At 45.4% G+C, this 20,553-nt stretch carries 16 protein-coding genes; 7 read left to right on the top strand and 9 right to left on the bottom strand.

Annotation, left to right across the window (positions count from 1 at the left end):
* Positions 1–125: 125 nt before the first annotated feature.
* A complete protein-coding gene (locus F0232_RS01420) occupies positions 126–1,151 on the bottom strand; it encodes a zinc-binding alcohol dehydrogenase family protein (protein WP_105058363.1) in 1,026 nt (341 codons plus the stop codon).
* A 192-nt stretch (positions 1,152–1,343) separates the two neighbouring features.
* On the opposite strand from F0232_RS01420, the gene F0232_RS01415 reads away from it, so the two are divergent.
* Positions 1,344–2,276, top strand: coding sequence for a LysR family transcriptional regulator (locus tag F0232_RS01415; protein ID WP_105058364.1), 933 nt, complete (start codon positions 1,344–1,346; stop codon positions 2,274–2,276).
* A 120-nt stretch (positions 2,277–2,396) separates the two neighbouring features.
* Here F0232_RS01415 and F0232_RS01410 read toward each other — a convergent pair whose 3' ends face one another.
* The 7 genes from F0232_RS01410 to F0232_RS01380 form a co-directional block, all read right to left on the bottom strand.
* On the bottom strand, positions 2,397–2,777 hold the full coding sequence (locus F0232_RS01410; RefSeq protein ID WP_004737837.1) for a hypothetical protein: 381 nt from the start codon (positions 2,775–2,777) through the stop codon (positions 2,397–2,399).
* A 129-nt stretch (positions 2,778–2,906) separates the two neighbouring features.
* Positions 2,907–3,671, bottom strand: a complete 765-nt coding sequence (gene fecE / locus F0232_RS01405) for a Fe(3+) dicitrate ABC transporter ATP-binding protein FecE (protein ID WP_061032278.1) — start codon at positions 3,669–3,671, stop codon at positions 2,907–2,909.
* A 2-nt stretch (positions 3,672–3,673) separates the two neighbouring features.
* Positions 3,674–4,645, bottom strand: coding sequence for an iron ABC transporter permease (locus F0232_RS01400; RefSeq protein WP_105058365.1), 972 nt, complete (start codon positions 4,643–4,645; stop codon positions 3,674–3,676).
* Complete coding sequence (locus tag F0232_RS01395) at positions 4,645–5,679, bottom strand: iron ABC transporter permease (protein ID WP_061032276.1); 1,035 nt, start codon at positions 5,677–5,679, stop codon at positions 4,645–4,647. The genes F0232_RS01400 and F0232_RS01395 overlap by 1 nt, the downstream gene beginning before the upstream one ends.
* The gene (locus F0232_RS01390; RefSeq protein ID WP_105058366.1) at positions 5,676–6,617 is read right to left on the bottom strand and encodes a Fe(3+) dicitrate ABC transporter substrate-binding protein; all 942 of its coding nucleotides are present in this window, start codon (positions 6,615–6,617) and stop codon (positions 5,676–5,678) included. The genes F0232_RS01395 and F0232_RS01390 overlap by 4 nt, the downstream gene beginning before the upstream one ends.
* An 87-nt stretch (positions 6,618–6,704) precedes the next feature.
* On the bottom strand, positions 6,705–8,834 hold the full coding sequence (locus F0232_RS01385) for a TonB-dependent siderophore receptor (protein WP_105058367.1): 2,130 nt from the start codon (positions 8,832–8,834) through the stop codon (positions 6,705–6,707).
* A gap of 149 nt (positions 8,835–8,983) precedes the next feature.
* Positions 8,984–11,020 (bottom strand): TonB-dependent siderophore receptor, encoded by a 2,037-nt coding sequence (locus F0232_RS01380; RefSeq protein ID WP_105058368.1) that lies wholly within the window; start codon positions 11,018–11,020, stop codon positions 8,984–8,986.
* A gap of 240 nt (positions 11,021–11,260) precedes the next feature.
* On the opposite strand from F0232_RS01380, the gene F0232_RS01375 reads away from it, so the two are divergent.
* The 5 genes from F0232_RS01375 to F0232_RS01355 are packed head-to-tail and all read left to right on the top strand — an operon-like array spanning position 11,261 to position 18,527.
* Positions 11,261–12,472 carry an acetyl-CoA carboxylase biotin carboxylase subunit family protein gene (locus tag F0232_RS01375; RefSeq protein WP_061032272.1) on the top strand — a complete coding sequence of 404 codons (1,212 nt, stop codon included), beginning with the start codon at positions 11,261–11,263 and terminating at the stop codon, positions 12,470–12,472.
* Positions 12,469–14,280 (top strand): IucA/IucC family protein, encoded by a 1,812-nt coding sequence (locus tag F0232_RS01370; protein ID WP_105058369.1) that lies wholly within the window; start codon positions 12,469–12,471, stop codon positions 14,278–14,280. The genes F0232_RS01375 and F0232_RS01370 overlap by 4 nt, the downstream gene beginning before the upstream one ends.
* Positions 14,281–14,286: 6 nt before the next feature.
* Positions 14,287–15,495, top strand: coding sequence for an MFS transporter (locus F0232_RS01365; protein ID WP_105058370.1), 1,209 nt, complete (start codon positions 14,287–14,289; stop codon positions 15,493–15,495).
* Positions 15,467–17,332 (top strand): IucA/IucC family siderophore biosynthesis protein, encoded by a 1,866-nt coding sequence (locus tag F0232_RS01360; protein ID WP_171750656.1) that lies wholly within the window; start codon positions 15,467–15,469, stop codon positions 17,330–17,332. Before F0232_RS01365 ends, F0232_RS01360 begins: the two co-directional genes overlap by 29 nt.
* Positions 17,325–18,527: a type III PLP-dependent enzyme gene (locus tag F0232_RS01355; RefSeq protein ID WP_105058371.1), complete on the top strand. Its 1,203-nt coding sequence runs from the start codon at positions 17,325–17,327 to the stop codon at positions 18,525–18,527. The genes F0232_RS01360 and F0232_RS01355 overlap by 8 nt, the downstream gene beginning before the upstream one ends.
* Before the next feature lie 130 nt (positions 18,528–18,657).
* Here the strand turns inward: F0232_RS01355 and F0232_RS01350 are convergent, their stop codons facing one another.
* Positions 18,658–19,851: a benzoate/H(+) symporter BenE family transporter gene (locus F0232_RS01350; protein WP_105058372.1), complete on the bottom strand. Its 1,194-nt coding sequence runs from the start codon at positions 19,849–19,851 to the stop codon at positions 18,658–18,660.
* Between the two features lie 102 nt (positions 19,852–19,953).
* Here F0232_RS01350 and F0232_RS01345 point away from each other — a divergent pair, with 102 nt between their 5' ends.
* On the top strand, positions 19,954–20,514 hold the full coding sequence (locus F0232_RS01345; RefSeq protein ID WP_105058373.1) for a helix-turn-helix domain-containing protein: 561 nt from the start codon (positions 19,954–19,956) through the stop codon (positions 20,512–20,514).
* The last annotated feature ends 39 nt before the right edge of the window (positions 20,515–20,553 follow it).

The raw sequence follows: 20,553 nt of genomic DNA, 5'->3' as shown, positions 1-20,553 counted from the left end.
CACAGATGAACAAAGCCCCAGACACCAATTTCTTTGCGAAAAATGTCTGGGGCTCTTCTTGTCAAGCGTCAAGACTCAACCAATGCTCAAGGGTTCAAAACGCCTATATTCTAGGTCATTAACACTTAGTATTTGATGGCAGTTTTACCAATCGATGCGCTGCTTTCAATACGTTGATGCGCCTCTTTCAGCGTATCTGAACTCAAACCATTAAGTGTTGTGGTTAGCGTAGATTTAATACGACCTGCATCAATCAAGTTCGCCGTTTGGAACAAGATATCTTGCTGCTTCTGAATATCGTCGGTGTTGAACAGCGAACGCGTAAACATGAGCTCCCAAATGAAGCCTACTGACTTACCTTGTAGTGCCGATAGGTCAATCTCACTGTCAAACTCAACAATCGAACTGATCATGCCTTGCGGCGCAATCAACTCTACCATCGCGTCCCAGTGGCCTTTTGTGTCTGCAACATTAAAGATGTAATCCACATACTGGATGCCTTGTTCACGCACTGATTCAACTAAGTTACGGTGGTTCACTACGTGGTCTGCCCCCATGTCTTTTACCCACTGCTCGGTTTCAGGTCTTGACGCTGTCGCAATAACGTTAAGGTTGGTTAATTGCTTCGCAAGCTGAATTGTAATGGAACCAACACCACCAGCACCGCCAATGATCAGGATAGATTTTTTCTCTTCAGGGCGAACACGCAGACGATCAAATAACGCTTCCCATGCAGTAAGCGTTGCAAGCGGCATAACAACCGCGGCTTCATCCGTTAAGCTTTGTGGCGCTTTAGCGGTGATGCGATAGTCAACGGCTTGGTATTCTGCGTTAGCGCCCATGCGTGTTACGTCACCCGCATAGTAAACACGATCGCCTAACTCGAAGCCTTCAACGTTTGTGCCTTTGCCAACCACTTCCCCAACAGCGTCGTAGCCCAACACTTTTGGTTGCTCAAGTGTTTTATCTTTTGCGTTACGAATACGGATTTTCGCGTCTGCAGGGTTGATAGAAGTCGCACTCACTTTTACCAGTAAGTCATTCTCTTTTAATTCCGGCAGGCTCGTTTCAAATTCAAACAGGCTTTCTGGTTCTGTAATCGCTAGCGACTGAGTAAATCCGATGGCTTTCATTGTAGATGGTAGTGACATGATGCTTCTCCTTACATTCGATAATTGAATCTTAGAGATTTCTCACTTTAGATAAACAGCCTAATGTTTGAATTATTATCAAATTATTTTTGATAATAAGGTGTGTGTACGCAAGAAAAACACTAAGATTAGAAAAAGCCAAACTTATGGCAAACAGAGCAACCGATTCTCGGCTCAGAACAGGGAAATGAAATGCTTCTTGAAGACTTACAAGTAATTTTAAAGGTAGCGGAGTTTCGCAGTATCACAGCAGCCGCCACTAACCTAGACATGCGGACAGCAACGGCAAGTGCGGCGGTGAAACGCGTTGAAGCGGCACTCGGTGCAGAGCTTTTTGTAAGAACTACTCGTCATCTTCGTCTCTCTCCCGCTGGAGAACGATATTTACCAGAGTGCGAACAAGCGTTGAAAATGTTGGACCAAGCGAAACTCAATATACGCGAGGAGCTTGGTGTCATTGATGGCGAAATTCGAATCGCGCTTTCATCAGATTTAGGGCGAAACCTCGTCATACCTTGGCTAGATGAGTTTCTATTTGATTACCCTCAAGCGACACTTCGAACGAGCATCAGCGACAGTAACATCGACTTTTATCGTGATTCTGTGGATATGGCGCTGCGTTATGGTTCACCAACTGATGCCAACATGTACGGCTTCAAAATTTGTGATGTGCCAAGAATATTATGTGCTTCGCCTGAGTATCTCGCAGAAAAAGGCAGCCCAGACCATCCAAGTGATTTGGCTGAGCACAACGGACTGCTGTATCAACTCCATGACATGTTACAGGATGAGTGGGTCTTTAACGACGGCACCCAAGACCACAAAGTAAAGCTCAAAGGGAACCGTGCATCCAATGACGCTGACCTAGTTAGGCGATGGTGTGTTGCAGGAAAAGGCATCGCGATAAAGTCTTGTTTGGATATGTCGAGTCATTTGCTGTCTGGCGATGTAGTCAAGATCATGCCCAACTATGAGCCGACACCAACAGAGCTGTGGTTGGTATGCCCAAGCCGTCAATCCATCACGCCAACCGTTCGTCTACTAAGAGATTTATTCCGTGAGAAAACGACAGAGATCCTTTCCCAGCTAAATAAACAAGGTGTCATCAACAGCAAAGCATCTTAGTGCTGAATTTCAAACTGGATACAAAAAAGGCGCTAGCGAACCATTGTTCACGAGCGCCTTTTGCGAATGGCCTATCACCAAACATGGCAAACCGATTCGCGTACTTTAGAAGATACTTAGTTACTCTTCGATGATATCGCAATCAGCACAACACTGAAGCGCTACTTCATGTTCGAACTCAATCGTGTCTTTACCGTCTTCAAGCAGCTCTGCGATCTCGTCAGCGACTTCTTGCTCATCATCCGCCTCGATTTCACCTTCAAGCTCTTCTTCTGAATAACCAAAGAAGTTCAACAGCAGGTACTCGCGAGCTTCTTCTTTAGTGCACACAACGTTCGCAGTAAGGTCAGGGGTAATCTCACCTTGTGCAAGTGTTTCAGTCAGTTGCGCTAAAACCACCTCTTTCATCGCTGGCGTTAACCAACCAAGATCTGTGCTTACTGTCGTTTTTTTGCAGTCAAAACAAGGCAGTTGGTGAAAGTAGTATTGAAACGTAGTCATAGGTAATATCTTCTTTAAATGTTGTATAGCGAGATTATGCGCGTTTTTTAGCAAAATACTATCTCAATCACAACTCCGAATGACTGAATAGCTAGCTGTCGGTCAATAATTGCTTCAAACAATCACTACCTAAATCGCTACACACATCGGCGTATTCGAAATCGGATCGCGGAATACTTTCGCATTTAGGTCAAACACATCATCAAGTAACGCCTCTGTCATCACCTCGTCGGGCGAGCCTTCTGCCACAACACTACCCTGCTCTAACACCACCAAATGATCGCAGTAACGACACGCTTGATTTAGATCGTGTAGTACCACTACCACCGTTTTACCTTTGGCGTTCATTTGTTGCATCAAATTCATTAACTCCACCTGATGCGACATATCTAAATACGTGGTTGGCTCATCAAGCATAACGATGTCCGTATCTTGTGCTATCACCATAGCGATCCACGCTCTCTGCCTTTGTCCCCCTGATAAGGATTCTACTGGCTTATCAGCATATTCAAGTACGCCTGTATCACGCATCGCTTGCTCAACAATGGTTTGATCGTCTTTTCCTAACTTTCCCCAGTGAGATACATAAGGAGAACGTCCATACTCAACCAATTTTCTAACAGTAATACCTTCAGGACTAACAAGGATTTGTGGCAGAAGCGACAAAGAACGTGCAAGCGACTTATCGCCATAACTCGATAATGGTTTACCTTCAAACAACACCTCCCCCGACATTGGTTTATTGATTCTTACCAAGGTTTTTAACAAAGTGGATTTACCGCATCCATTAGGACCAATTAGTGCGGTAATTTTCCCTTTAGGGATTGAAACCGTGAGGTTTGGGATGATCGTCTGTTTGCCGTACGCGACGGAAAGGTTCTGCGTTTTTAGCATGGTTACCAACCTCGATAACGATAAAGAAGAAAAATGAAATAAGGTGCGCCAATCACTGACGTCAGCACTCCAGCAGGCAGTTCTATTGGAGGACTCAAACCTCGTGCGAGTGCATCTGCGCAGGTGACTAAAATGGCCCCTAATAAAGCAGACGCAGGGATTAGCAACTTATGATTATGCCCAAACAATAAACGCGCTAAGTGAGGCGCCAATAGCCCGACGAAACTGATTGTCCCGGCTACTGACACGCTGACACTTGCAAGTAATACAGCGGCCAACAACGCGAGAATCTGAATCTGTTTTGGTTTGATACCCAAGGTAGTGGCACTTTCCTGACCCAGTCCCAATACATCTAATCGCCAAGCAAGCCATAATGCCATTGGTAATAGTAAAACCAACGCCCCCCAGATAAATGGGACTTGCTGCCAGTTCCTACCCCAAAGGCTACCAGTGAGCCATACCATAGCGGTATTGATCTCGATAGGGTTAGTGACGAGTAAGAAATCGATACAACTGGCCAGAAACGCACTCACTGCAATACCAATCAATGCCAGTTTGGCCGGTGTTGGCTGGGACCACCATGCCAATAAGGCAATCAATCCAGCTGCAAAAACACCACCAAACATCGCAAATATAGGAAGCAAACTCACCGGCGCATTCGGAAACCAAACCAAACTCGCTGTTGCAGCAAGGCCTGCTCCGGCGCTAATTCCCATCAAGTCAGGAGACGCCAGAGGGTTTCGTATTACACCTTGTACTAACACGCCTGAAAGCCCTAACCCTGCACCGACACTGATTGCGAGTAACATACGTGGCAACCGATACTGTTGGATAACAAAATCGTCACTAGAGAAAGCAATCAGATGTTCCATCACTTGAGAAATAGAAAGTGATGCTGCCCCAACAAACAAGCCAGAAAAGGCCATCAGCATAAGCAGCCCAAGTAACAACAATACCTTCGCATTATGATGCATTAAGACTTCCTCGTAGCTATGAGAACAAAACAAGGTGTGCCCAATAAAGCGGTAATGACACCCACTGGCGTTTCTGTCGGGAAAGCAATCGCTCGTGACAACGCGTCTGACCAAGATACCAATGCGGCACCTGCCATCGCGGAAACGGGAATTAACACATGGTAATTATGCCCAACCATAGGACGAACTAAGTGGGGAATTAACAATCCGACAAAGCCAATAGGCCCGGCAATAGCGACACTCGCGCCCGCCAGCAAAACAATGGTCACACTACAAATGAATCGCGTAAGCCGGATGTTGCTGCCTAGCCCAACCGCAACCTCCTCACCAAGCGCCAGTAAATTAAGGTTGCGCGCCAAGCTAATAGCTAACCCTAGCCCAACAATTATGGGCGGCCACAACATTCGCCATTGTTCATCATCCACGGTAGATAATGAGCCTGTAAGCCAATGCAGCACGCTATAAGCCATATCGTCGGCAAGAATCAATGCTGCTCGAGTCAACCCAATCAGTAGTGCCGTAATGGCGATGCCCGCTAAAACCAAGCGCAACGGGTGAGAACGTGCGGAAAAAAAACCACCGAGGATCATCACAGCACCGCCACTTAACGAGGCACCGATAACAGCATTAAGAATGGGATTTAGTTCACTGACAACAGGCACGCCTATGGCAGCTAAAGCCATAAAACAGGCAGCGCCAGAATTAATACCAAGAATAGAAGGAGATGCGAGTGGGTTTCTTGTTAAGCCCTGCATCAATAAGCCCGCAACCGCTAAACTCGCTCCAATCAATAACCCAGCATAGGCTCTTGGCGCTCTCAGAGTCGCCAAAATTTGATGAGTCATATTGCTCGTATCAAACGCAAACCAATAGTCAACTAAGTCACTTAGGGTTAGAGAAAAGTTAGACCATCCCAGCATAGAAGCCGCATAGCCAGATAGCATCAAGCACAACACTGACAACGTAAATACAGTGACTCGCCACGGTAATATTGGCAGGTTTCGCATTCCGCTAGATATCGATATCGTTCTCATGATCGTTCCAAGATCTGCTCTAGATTTTTCGCCATCTGTTCAGCCGCTAGCATGCCTCGGTTTAATGACCAAAGTGCTGGCGACACTTCAACAACTTGCCTATTTTTTGCTGAAGTCATTAGGTCGAATAGCGGATTTTTCTCCCAATCGTTGACCACATTAGGATGCGAGTAAGCGCCCAATAGCAGCCAGTCCGGATTGGTTTTTAGCAGCAACTCAAAGCTTGTTGGCAAATACGCTTTTTCAGTGAGTTCTTCAATCGGGCTCGCAATTCCTAATGTGGTCAGTACTCCTCCTGCATAAGATGCTGGACCATGAAGCCACATGCCTTTATCCGAAACGACAGCAAACTGGACGGTTTGCTTTAGAGAAAAGTGGCTCTTAAACTCGAGCATCGCTTGATGATGTTGTTGAATTCGCTGCTCCATATCTGATTGTTTATCAAGAGCAACACCAATTTTGAGCGCTGATTCCAAGTTTTCTTGATAAGTTTCGCCTCGGCTTTTTAATAGCAAAGTAGGTGCAATTCGTTGTAGATCTTGATACACAGCTCGATGGCGTTCCGCATCTGCGATGATCAAATCGGGCTTGAGAACGGCAATCGCTTCTAGGCTAGGTTGAGAGCGCATACCAACAGACTGCCAAGGGTCAACCAACGCTCTTACCGCTGGAATCACTCGTGTTGAGTCATTGTCGTCAGCCACACCCACAGGAGAAACGCCTACCGCGGCTAATGCATCAACAAATGAGAATTCCAGTACAACGATACGTTGTGGCGTGGTGTTAATCTCAAACTGACCTTGCTCATCTTGGACCATCCTTGTTTTGGCCAAACTCGAAAATGAGATTAAGCACATCACCAATGCAGCAAGACTTAACCATAATCTATTCATTGGGCGTAATGTATTCGTCGAAACTGGTTGAGAGTCGTTTCCCATATTAAATTATCCTCTAACGCTAGAACCGTGAAAGTCGCCAAGTGTATTGGCGACTTTTATTCGTTATAATTTTCAATAAATTACTGATTAGAACTGGTAATTCAGATCCAAGGTATAAGATCGCCCTGGCGCCGGATAGCGACCAACAGGGCTGGTATCAATGCCTCGGAAGTAATAGTCCTCATCAAACAAGTTGTTGACCGCAAAGTTCATGCGCAGTTTGCTACTCTCATCCTTGTATAGATCGGAGCCCAAATTGAAGTTCCAAACCATATAGGCTGGAACTTTGCCCGTCGCCCCGCTAGCATCCTCGTTACTCGTGTTCGCATTGTCAGAGTATGACTCGCTGAAGTAGTAGCCAGACAAGGTGGTATCTAGCTTGCTAAATGAGTAAGTCGCATCCCAGCTAAATTGATGTGTTGATGTGTAAGGCAGTTGATTGCCCTTGTTTGCACCGTCTTCTTCAATCGTTGCGTCTAGGTAGTTATAGCCCGCCCCTAAGCTCAGAGCCTGAAGAGATTCCAGCGTGTAACGGCCAGAAAGCTCAATACCTTGGTGAAGTGTTTTACCAATGTTGTCAAAAGTTTGGGTCGCACTTTGCCATTGAAGCTGGTCTTTAAAATCGATTCGGTATAGCGCCACATTGAAACTGGTTGACTCTTGGTTGTAGCGAGCACCCAACTCATAGTTCCATGCGAGTTCACTGCCCTCTTCACCATGAAGTTTAATGTTGGATATTTGAGGGGCACGCAACGATTTCTGTGCATTGGTGTAACCTATCCATTGCCCAGTAAGATGGTATGCAATCGTTAAACCAGGCAACCACTCAGTCACCTTATTATTTTTTTTCTTTCCTTCACCTAAATCACTATATGCCATATCAATTGATTCATAGCGAATGCCTGGTGTTACCTTTAACACATCATTAAACAAACCAATTTCATTACTGATATAGCCAGCAAAAGCGTCGGTATCTAAGTGCCAATCACGTGGCGTTGTTGTTACACCACCAGCGATCGGCGTTTGAGTAAGCTTGTAATCGATATCTTCGTTGACGTAGCGTGCCCCAACAATTACGTTTTGGGTCACTGTATTGCCGTCAACATAGATCGCGAGTTTCGGCTCTATCCCATACACCTTAAATTCACGTGGTGACGTACGAATATCGGTCGACGGAAGTGCTGGATCAGCCCAATGACCATCGGCACTATTAAATCCCCATTGGAATAGACGCTCAGAACGATGGCCAAAGGTCAGTATTTCTAGCTCTGCACTATCCGCAATATTCAAATCATGTAAATACTTTAAACTCCAACGCGTCGATTTGCCTTGGTACTCATCATAAGGGCGCTTGGATTGGGTACGATCATTTTCGTAATCTTCTGGCGATAAAGCGCCCGGCATTTGCGTATCGGCATCATATCGCTGCACAAAAGCTTGCAGTTCTTGAGTATCACTCAGTAACCACTGCAACTTCGCTTGGAAGTTTTTGACGTCTGTGTCTGAATGCTCACGGAAGCTTTCTCCTTTTAAGAAGTTACCTTCCACTTGAAGTGCCAGCGTATCATTCAGCCAACCACCAGTTCGCAGATAAATATCGTTCAACGGGGTATCGCCATCTTCAAAAACAGTCAAGCGATTACTGATTTCCGTTTGCCATTGGTGAGGAATAGGCTTGGTCACCAAGTTGATCACACCACCCACGTTGTTTGGTCCGTATTGAACCGCCGCACCACCACGCACAATATCAATACGATCAAGCATAGAAAGCGTCGCTGGGAAAATAGATTGTCCAGTATGACCATAAGGCGCTAGAGTGAGCGGCACACCATCCATTAGAAACTGAGCATGACCACTTCGACTTGCCTTTAAACCACGAACTGAGATGTTAGGCAGAACACCTGTGCCCGTTTCATCTTGAACTTTAATACCCGGTACACTTTGAAACGCTGAATCAATCGAAAGCGCACCCGTTTTTTTAATCTGTTCATTGGTCAAAACGGTACGAGCGCCAGGATACTCTTTTACATCCTCGAGCTCTGAGTTGCCGATCAAACTACCGGTAACAACAACCGTCTCCATGGTCGTTGTTTGAGGCTCAGATGCGGCAAATGCGCCCATGGACGTCACGGAAGCGATGGCCATTGATAGAGCACTTAGACGCAACTTTTTGTGCGATTGAGTACAGGGGTTACCATCCAAGTTCTGGTAAGGCATGAAAATCTCCTAAAAAGGCAGGTTAAGGTCAAAGGCACCGTTATCGATTCGATGTGTCCTTTGACCTTTTGGGCTAAACGGCCTGAAATTAAGGCCAAAACTGTTTGCTATTTGCTAGCAAACACAACTGTTTGAAGCTGAGTTGGCATTTAGAACTGGTAGCCGTAGCTGAGCATAAATTCAGCTGGTGCACCGTAGCCAATCTGGTTGGTACCAGACGTACCATTGGTTGCTCCGAGAATGTATTTCTCGTTCAGCACGTTGTAAGCATTTGCTTGGACTTTGTGACGACCAGTGGTGTACGCCGCCATCAAATCAACCGTGGTGTAATCTCCCAATGCGACAGCTTCGTCATTACCCGCATAGCGATCGCCGACATATTTCACACCGCCACCTAAACGCCAGTTGTCGTCTAGCTGGTAGGTACTCCACAGTGAGAACAAGTGATCAGACACGTCGTTCGGCTTCTTGCCTGTCTCTTTGTCTTCAGCATCGAGGAAGCTATAGCCAATCGAAATATCCCATTGCTCAGAAATCTGGCCGCGAGCTTCCAATTCAATACCTTGGTGACGCGCTTCAATCTTGTTGACAACATCCCCGTTAGTGTTGGTTTCAGGCTGTTCTTGATCAATTTGGAATACTGCTGCATTGAGCATCAGAGCGTTATCTAAAAGGTAAGCTTTTGCACCGACTTCCTTTAGATCGGTACGGAAGAACTCCGCTAGCTTCGGATTGATATAAATACCTGAGTAAGGTAATTGCCACGAACGAGCTAAGCTTGCGTAGACCGACGTGTCATTATTGATTCGGTAAACCAAGCCACCACGGTAGCTCACCTTGTTATCATCTAAGTGCTCTTTAGCTGATCCTGCCTTTTGTTGTTCCAGTTCCATTGAGTCGTAACGTACGTTACCTATTACTGATAGGTCGCCAAAGGTATAAACATCTTGAATGTAAACACCAGTGGTCGTTGTGGTGTTATCACGGAACGGTTTAAAACCCGGATCAGGTGTTGGCCCAGCAACAGGGTTGTATATATCTTTTGGAGGTAGAGTTTTATCGCTTGCAAGCGTAAGGTCGATATTGATTTGATTGTAGTCGGCACCAATCATCATTTGATTAGAATCGGTTTCCCAAACGAGTTCCGATTGCAAGGTCGTCGTGGTACGTGGGTCGTAGCCGAAGTTGTTCACGGTTTGAGAGACTTGATCCCCTGTTACCGTTCCTTGACGCGTGCCCTTTTGTTCTAGCTCGATATGATTGTATGCAGCACGGTTGGTCCATGACCACTCACTGTTCAAAAGCCACTCGTAATTAACGCCAACACGAATGCTATCCGACTCTTGGTAATCGTTGGTACCGCCGTAAAAAGTACTTTCAGAAACATCGACTGGTTTACCATTTTTGGATGGAACACCACGATAAGGCACTAATTCTTGGTGAGCATATTCAACATCGAGATCAATAGTGTGTCCATCAGAAGGCATCACTCGAATCGTTGGAGCAATAAAGAAATCGTTAGAATCAACATGATCGACATAAGAATCGGCTTGACGATGCTCCACATTGATACGGCCATTAACCTTGTCTGAAAAAGCCATAGAACTATCAACTTGTCCGACAAACTGGCTGTTGCTGCCCACACTACCATTTACATTGGTGAAGTTATCACCGCTTGCGCGCTTAGTAACTAAATTGATAATACCGCCAGCAGAGCCTCGACCATAAAGTGCACCAGCCGGTCCTTTGACGACTTCAACACGCTCAATGTTTGCGAGGCTTCGATATGACTGCAAGGTCCCATCATCACGCATACCATCACGATACATGTCATTGAGTGAGTCAAAACCACGGATAACGAATTGGTCTCGACTGCCTTCTCCTAGAGTATTATTTACTCCAGCTACACCATCGAGCGCATCCACTAAACGTACCGCGCCTCGGTCTTCCATTTCTGTCTTCGTGACCACAGATACCGCTTGCGGTACGTCCAGCCATTCGACATCAGTCTTAGTTCCTGACTGAGGCATATGCTCGGCATACCCTTCGTATTGGTGACCAATAATTTGCAGCGTTTCATCCACTTGGGCTTGTTCCTCTGCCACCGCATTTTGCATGCCAGCCGCCACCGCCAATGCACCTCCAATCGCGAGAGCAAGAGGAGATAAGTTCAATCTAATATCCATTTTCTAATTCCGTTTTAATTTATAAATTCACCACGACGCGAATGAAAACAAATATCATTTATGTTTGCAATAAATATTTTTTGATCTATATTTGCCCAGCAATATGCAACTGCACTATTAATAGCATTGCCAATAAAAACAATAACATAGAAAAAAGCCTTCCCTAAAAACAAGAAAAAGGCCACTTGAATGCAAGTTGTGAGCAGGTAACAACAACGTTTTATAAATTAGGAAAGCCCAATGAAATCTACGATTATTATTGTGAGTCACGTCGTCAATGACGCAGTCACTCACGGCTTCGTACCGACAGCAAAAGCGATGGGGCTTAACGTCATTCTGATCACAGATCACAAGCTCAGCCACCTAAAATTGAGTAACGATGACGAGCGTTTTAGCCCAGACGCAATTCTTGAATGTGATGTGTTTAATCCACTTGAACTTATCGAAACCATCACAGAAAAAAACCTGAAACCTAGCGCTATTTTTAGTAACAGTGATCACTTGCAAACCTCTACCGCTATCTGTGCACAATTCTTTGATTTACCAGCAAAAGATTGGACCGTAACGTTACAGGCAAAGAACAAGCACCTCACTCGCCAAGTTTTGAGTGAAAAATCTTTACCCAATGTGCGAAGTGAATTGCTCTATCAGGACACTGGCTCTACGTTGAACTTTACGTTTCCTGTCGTCGCCAAACCCAAAGAGGGCGTGGCAAGCATAGACGTCCAGCGTTGTAACTCTAGAACTGAGCTTGAAAATTATTGCGAACGCTTTTGGCAGAAACACCCGACGAACCCAATCTTGGTTGAAGATTTTTTGCAGGGCCCACTGATCACCCTAGAAACCTTGGGAGACGGAGAAAACTTAGCTGCACTTGGTGGGTTTGATGTGGAACTCTCTGAGCCTCCATTCTTTATTGAAACTGCTGCGACTTGGAATGGCGACAACAGCACTCAATTCAAGAATGAGTGTGTCAGACAGTTGCAGGCATTTGGCGTAGGCTTCGGTGTTTGCCACAGTGAATTCATTATCACAGAGTCAGGCCCTGTATTAGTTGAAATTAACTATCGCAGTATTGGAGATGGTCGTGAGTTCCTACTCGACAATCTAAGTGGAGGAAAGTGGTTCAGCACCATCTTAAGCCTACACCTCGGCAGCAAGCTAGACCCTTCATTCCAAATAGCCGGTAGTGCAAGTGTCCACTATGTTGTGGCAAAGCAGAGTGGTGTCATCGAGGGGACATCAACGTCTTTCATTCATCAAGATGGCGATATTGTCACGCAGCAGCAGGTACTCAAACACCCGGGGGATACCTTCCTACAAAGCTTTTCAAACAAAGATTACTTAGCGCGAATTTCTATAGCGTCGCCTTCAGGACAGACGCTAGATGCTGCTCTTCAACACACCGTTTCTCGATTCGATCTAACACCAAATAATGAGGTGACCGCATGAATGTCAACGCTTCATACCTAACTCAGCGACTCATCGATACGTGCCTTCGTGAAGACTTATTTGGCTTAGTGTCTAAAAGTCAGTTCACAGCCAGAGCGCCTGCTAACCTTACTAGTTCGAATTACCCAGGTGAACAAGTATGGGCTATCTTTTCCCATTCTGATTTCACGCTTTACCTACCCGTCACTCCAAGTTACTACATGCAGCGCTGGGTATACGGTTCTCCAAATGGGGTAGATGGTAGTGGTTGGTTAATCGAGAAAAAGGGCCAGTTTGAACTTCAGAATGACTATCATGATTGGATTCAATTACTAAAAACGTGTGCACATGAAAGCTCTTATCCATTGTTAAACGGTTACTTGCAAGAACTTGAATGTGCAGAGGAGCACAAGGCACTATGTGATAACGCTTTCCAGCAACACTCAGACTCATTAATGCAGCCGATTTCTCAGCTGAAGCATTGGAACCAAAAATTACTGCGCGCTGATCAAATCGCGTCTTACCTTGATCACCCTTATTATCCAACCGCTCGCGCAAAATTTGGTTTGAGTGATACAGATCTCGAGAAATATGCGCCAGAGTTTGCACAAAGCTTTGCTCTGCGTTGGCTAGCGATTGATAAGTCACTCGTCACTTTGACCAGTTCGCAGCCATCATGCTGGCCAACCATGGAGCAAGTGGGTCTACCGGGCGACTTTGCTCTGAGTCATCATTTATTCCCAGCACACCCTTTAACACTGCAAAGCCTTGAGTCTCTTCCAGAAGGTATTATTGAGGCCCCTACTCCATACCTTGATGTTACACCTACACTATCGGTACGCACCGTTGTCGTGAATTCTGCACCACATATTCACATCAAAGTACCGCTTATCATGCGTTCTCTAGGTACCAAAAACATTCGCTTAATCAAGCCTTCAACTCTTTATGATGGACACTGGTTTGAACGCCTATTAACGCACTTAGAGCAAAATGATGCCGACTTACAAGGCACGCTATTTCATTGCAATGAGAAACACGGTGGACACGTAGGAGATGACAAGAGCTTCGCTTACATCGTGCGTGAATATCCATTGAACCATTCGCAAGATAAAGCACTCGTTCCCGTTGCCGCACTTGCTAGCCCAATGCCCGATGACCGCTTGTTCTTAGAGCACCTCGCCGAACAGTATTATCACAATGACACGTTAGCTTGGTTTAAGGATTACGTTGATCTGCTTTCAAAAGTGCATCTGACATTGTGGCTTCAATACGGCATTGCATTGGAGTCCAACCAACAGAACGCCATTATAGCGTTCGATGCTCAGGGAAAAATGACCTTAGCGATGAAGGACAATGATGCAGCGCGGATTTGGCCTGAGCGATTTAAAAACTTCGAACACCTCTCACCGGTTAAGTGCGATCAATTGCTGGATCAACGCATTAAAGTAGACGATGAGCTGGCTCTTGGTCAGATGTTCACGACCATCACGTTACAGCTTGATATTGCAGCGATTGTTGAAGCAATGGCCGCACAAGCTATTGCGCCATCGGCTGACCTTTACAAAATAGTGGCAACTAGCCTTTCACTACAGCTAGAGCAACTTCGCAATCAAGGTCATGACGTTTCACTTGCCAATGAGTTGCTATTTGAATCACCGAATCTATACGCCAAGTATTTATTAAGCTCAGGCAGTTTGCTCTCGAAAGAAGCCTCCGGTGCTAGCGATATAAACAAATTTTATGGGTTATCGGCTCCGAACTTCTTACTACTTACCAGTGAAGAAGCACAACACGCTTACTTAGAGTCCATCAAACAGAGCGTGAACTAATCCACCATGACCAAACTCATTTATTGTGTGCTGCTCTGCCACTTCATAGCGGCATTCGCAGCCTTAGGCATGCCTCTGTTTTTACCTATGGTATTACCGACACTTGGCGCACATATCGATTCAGATTGGGCAGGCATTTTATTTATTTTGCCAACCTTTTGTACCGCGGTAGCTGCACGATTTTGGGGGCAGTTTGCTGATAAATTTGGCAGACGTCGCTCTCTGATACGAGCACAACTAGGGCTTGCTGCAGGGTTTGCTCTGTGTGGTTTGGCAGACAATCTGACAATGTTTGTGTTTGGTCTTATTGTTCAAGGAACCTTTGGCGGCACCATGGCCGCCTCTAATAGCTACCTATCAAGTCAAATTAAAGACGCAAAGACCCTCGGTACCTCACTGAATAAGACCCAGCTTTCTGCTCGTTTGGCATTGATTGTCGCGCCCATCGGCCTAGGTTGGACATTATCAGACACGAGTCCGCTCAATGCGTATCTGTGGTTGTCTGCCTTGCCCTTGTTAGCATTGGCAATCACGCTAACGCTCCCTGCTGATAACTTAGTGAAATCAGATGTAGAGAAAGAAGCAAAAGACCAAACAACGAGTCAAAGAGAACAAACAACACACAAGCCGTTACACAACCTCTACTGGGTGTTCGGTGCACAGTTCTGCTTTGCTTTTTCGATGGTCGTCACCTTCCCCTATTTCTCACCTTTTGTGCAGCAATACGGTGTAACAAACCAAGCGTGGATAGGCTTTTTATACGCCCTTCCACACGGTGTCTACTTACTCTTTGCCGGAAAAGTTCATCTGTTTTCAGAGAGGCTCAACCACCGTCATCCACTTGCTACTTTGTACCTTGGTTTTGGCTTGCTCTCAGTCAGTACAGCGATGCACCTAATACCCGATCAAACAACGCTAATCATCGCGCGAGTTGTTTTTGGACTTGGGATGGTCTGTTGCTACCAAGGGCTGCATCAAGCCTTAGCCAACCAAATCGACCGACAACAAAGTGGCAAGATATTTTCACGATTTGATGCCATGTCTAAATGGGGTGGTGTTGCAGCAGGGTTAAGCGCATCTGTTATATCAAGCTTAGGGTGGCTTGAGGTTCCTTTCTTACTTTCTACTTTGATCAGCTTTAGTACTGCTATCGCAATGATCATTCTTTCAAAATTTGGACATCGACATGTTAAACACTCATTCATCTCCAACTGAGCACCGAGCTGAAAACAAGACGCAAATAAATCACAGCCAGGTTCAGCTCAATCAAGAAAAAGCCCAATTAAATACCATCATGGGCGTAGTGAATTGCTATCTGCGTGAATACGCAATACCGAACAAGCAAGTAGATTGGTGCTTCAGCTCAGCATCACTTCCGCAGACATTAAAAAGAAACTTTACGGCCAAACAACGTGTGGCAATACATCTACCTCAGCAAAATCAGACGCAAGAGAGTGGCTTGTTAGTCTTGCCTGTTGAATACGTCAGTAAGCTAGGAAAAGTAAAACTTTCAGCTACACCTTGGTCGAAAACGGCTGGTGCTGGCTGGTCTAAATTAGACGCAACTCAAACCCTAACACTGTTACTCAATTACCTTAAACAAGTGTTAATGATCCCGTTCAACCATGAGTTGATAAAACAAATGCAGAACAGCTTGCTGGTAACCGAGCAATTCCTAAACACCGACAGCCCACTCCAGCAGCATAATGCCTTTATCGCGTCAGAACAGTCACTGCTCTGGGGACACACTTTTCACCCAACACCAAAAAGTCGTTCTGGAGTAAGTATGGATGACTTACTGGCTTGCTCCCCGGAAGTTGGCGCAAAGGTGCCTCTATACTGGTTTGAGGTGGAAGCAGCTTTACTGGATGTATTGCACTCAGACACACGCACATCACCAAAAACGATGCTCGAGCAATTGGCACCGAGAGAAAGTGATTCAGAATCAAAATTACTTTATCCGTGCCACCCATGGGAAAGCTACACACTTCTACAAAACCCAGCAGTTCAACGCGCGATTGAACAAGGCAAAATTACACCATTAGGCTTAGGTGGAGACAAACTGTTACCCACTTCCTCCGTGCGCACTCTTTATCACCCAGATATGGAATGGTTTGCTAAGTTTTCCATCAATGTACGTTTGACCAACTGTGTTCGCAAAAACGCATGGTATGAACTCGACAGTGCCGTACAGTTAACTTCTATTCTACGTTCGATAAAAGAGAGCGAACAGCTACGCAACCCCATATTCAAAGTGATGAGTGAGCCGTACGCAACAACACTCAATCTAGAATCTATCGCAGGGCAGGAGCCTGACGACATCATAAAAGCTCGAGAATCATTTGGCATTTTGTATCGTGAAAACTTCTCACTTAGTGAAACCGACATTCTACAACCGACGTTGGCAGGTTCGCTGTTTGCTTATGATCGTGAAGGAAACAGTTGTATAGCTACCCAGATAAAACAAAAAGCGAAAGCTACACAAAGCCAATATAAGAGTGTCGCTACCTTGTGGTTTGAGCGCTACTTGCATTGCTTGATTCCAGGCGTGTTTAACTATTACTTCAAACACGGGGTCGCATTTGAACCTCATCTACAAAACACGCTGATTGGTTTCGAAAAAGGTATGCCATGCTGCGTGTGGATTCGTGATTTAGAAGGTACAAAATTGTTACCTGAGTTTTGGCCTTCAGAGACATTACAACAGCTTTCAGAGCGAGCCCGACAATCGGTTTACTACAGCCGAGAGCAAGGCTGGAATCGTATCGGTTACTGCACCTTTATTAACAACATTAGTGAGGCCATATTCTTTATTGCTGAGGGAGACACCAAACTCGAAGTTATATTGTGGGAATTATTGAAAGAATCCATTGTTCGTTGGCAGTCAATCAATGGCAAGCAACCAGAGTTAGTTGCGTTACTTGATGGCGGCTTCTTCCCAAGTAAGAACAACTTCACCACTCGCTTGATGCAAAATGCCGACAAAGAGTCGGGGTACACACTAATTGCGACACCATGGGCGATTCAAAACACAGGAGAGTGTCATGACTAAGCCAACTCAGCTTCCCCCGTACATCGAGCAAGAAGTAAAACAGCTCGCGAAGCAGCAAAGTCAGCCATTGTGTGCTTACCTGTATGACCTAAATGCGCTTGAACAGCACATCAAGCAGATGCGCCATGTATTACCCAAAAACGTAGAGTTGTTTTATGCCGCAAAGGCCAACCCTTCTGCGCCTATCTTGAGAACCTTGGCGCCTTACGTTGATGGGTTTGAAGCGGCATCTGGCGGCGAACTTAGCCACCTTCAACAGCAACTGCTTAATAAACCACTGATCTTTGGTGGCCCAGGGAAAATGCCAAGTGAATTAGAACAAGCGATACAACTTGATGTCGGTGCCATCCATGTCGAAAGTATTACAGAACTACAGCGTATCGGAGCTTTGACACAAAAGTTGAATCGACCTGCTTCCATCTTTCTGCGCATGAATATCGATATTGGTGACATCACGCTCAGCAAGCTAGCCATGGGCGGAAAACCGACTCCATTTGGTTTCGATGAAGCTGAATTGGATAACGCCATCATGTATCTACGTGATTTCCCGCTAATAGAGTTGAAAGGCTTCCACTTTCACCTGATGTCTCATCAACTCGATGTTGGTCGTCACTTAGCACTCGTTCAACGTTACTTCCAGGTGGTTAAACAGTGGAGAGAACTATACTCTCTTGAAGAACTCATTATTAACCTCGGTGGAGGCATGGGGATCAATTACCAAGATCCTAGCCAACATTTCCCGTGGATAGAATTTTGCGACAAATTAGAATTCTTGATCGCTGAAGAACATATGCAAGATTGGAAACTGCGCTTTGAGTGTGGACGCTATATCTCAGCTCCTTGCGGCTACTATGTGATGGAAGTGTTAGACATCAAACAGAATCTTGGCGAAAACTTTGTTATTGCTCGTGGCGGCACGCATCATTTCCGTACACCAGCAGCACAAAGCCATGATCACCCTTTTGCTGTCGTCCACAATCAGCAGCACTCAAACATTTCGAACCCAATACACCACACTACTGCCAATTTAGTTGGTCAGTTGTGTACACCAAAAGACGTACTCGCTCGAAACCAAAACATTGAGTACATCGACATCGGTGATTATCTTGTATTCACCTTAGCAGGAGCATATGCGTGGAACATTTCTCACCAGAACTTTTTGATGCATGAGCCACCTATATTTCACTACTTTTAAGCTTCGAGGAAACCAAGATAAAGCTTTGGAACTTAATCTCATCCAAAAACGAGCTGTCATCTAGGTAATACCTCGTAAACAAAAAGGCGCTAGTAAACCATCGCTCACTAGCGCCTTTCATCAAGCATCACTATGACTGAGCTTGTGAAGCTCTATTGTCCCCATTCGTTCTGACTTTGTAATTGTGTAACCAGCAACAAAGTAAACCAATACAAAGCCCCCAGAACGCACTTCCGATACCCAATAAATTCGTACCAGAAGCTGTAAATAAGAACGTAAACAACGCAGGCTCTCTGTAGTGGTTGTCTGCCATGGAAACAGCTAAACAGTTCATCAATGTAGGCATCACCGCTAACCCCGCGACAGCGATGACTACCGCTGAAGGAACTGCGCTAAACAAAGACACAAATGACATCCCCATCACTCCAGCTAACAAATAAAACACGCCCATCGAGATTCCCGCCATATAACGCGTTTTGGGATCGTCATCGGCATTGGGGCCCATACAGATCGCTCCGGTGATTGCCGCAAGGTTATACGCAAAGCCCCCGAGCGGCGCTAATAGTAACCCTGTCACACCCGTGGTAGTGATGATCTTCGATGAATCCACTTGGTACCCGTTTGCTTTTAGCACCGCAAACCCCGGTAAGTTCTGCGAAGCCATCGTCACGATAAACAATGGGATACCAACACTAAGCAAAGAAAAGAATTCGAAATCAGGCATGATGAATACCGGTGTCGTTAAACCTAGCGTGACTTGACTGACATCGAGCTTTCCAAAACCAACGCACATCACCAAAGCAATGACGAAAATACTTGGGATCAACAAGTTTCCTAACCTCGACTTAGCCAAGATAAACACAGCAAGCATCACCGCCACTATCTGAACTTCTTCCATTAACGATGTAAACAAGCCCAAACCGAACTGCAATAAAATCCCCGCTAGCATAGCCGATGCAATCGACGTGGGTATCTGTTTCAGTACTTTCTCAAATATCCCAGCCATACCGACTAGCGTGATCAACAACGAACTAAACAGGAATACAGCAACTGCCTGATTCATCGTCAGACCTTCAAGCGAAGTAATCAACAGTGCTGCTCCCGGTGTCGACCAAGCCGTCACAACCGGTTTCTTGTAGTAGAAAGAGAGCAATATCGTGGTTGCCCCCATACCAATTCCCAACGCCCAGAACCATGACGCAACCTGCTCTTGAGTTGCTCCGGCACTCATCGCAGCCTGGTAAATAATCGCTGCAGCACTTGCATACCCAATAAATACAGCAATAAAGCCCGTACTAACGTGGGAAAATTTTAGCTTAGTCATGTTATTTTGTTCCTATGTGCGTTATAACGTCCATAAGCTAAACCTAGCACTTGTGCGCTATAACGCACAAGCTATTTATAGAAAAAATCTTGTAGAAAAAGTATGCAAACAGAAATTAAAGTCGGCACTAACTTAAAACGCCTACGCCAAGAAAAGGGCTGGAGCCTAGATAAAGCAGCAAAAGCGACAGGCGTAAGTAAAGCGATGTTAGGTCAAATTGAACGTGGGGAGTCCAGCCCAACCGTCGCTAAGCTCTGGCAGATCGCATCTGGGTTTGAAGTGTCATTTTCCAGTTTCATCACAGAAAGTTCGAACAATGAGCTGACGAGTTTATTCAGAGATGCAAACGAGTTAAGGCGTGAGGAATATAACGTTGGTTTCTTCGTCAGCTTATTATTTCCTTTTGAGGAAGCATTAGGGTTTGAGATCTTCGAGCTAACCCTCGCACCTGGCTATCAACATGAATCCTACCCGCATAACACTGGCGTTACCGAGCACATATTATGTATCTCAGGAGAGATGGCCGTGCTTTTTGATGGTGAATGGCAAACATTACAAGCAGGGCAAGCCGTTCGCTTTAATGCTAACCAAAAGCACGGATATAAGAACCTCGGTGAAGACAATGCGATGTTCCATAACGTAATTCACTACCCTGTAAAATAATGGTTAGCCTACACATCCGACCATTTATCTAGTATTAAT

It is taken from the genome of Vibrio sp. T3Y01 (genome assembly GCF_013114525.1).
Lineage (GTDB): Bacteria > Pseudomonadota > Gammaproteobacteria > Enterobacterales > Vibrionaceae > Vibrio > Vibrio chagasii_B.
Note: the sequence above shows the minus strand (reverse complement) of the source record. Positions and strands in the feature narration are given on the sequence as shown.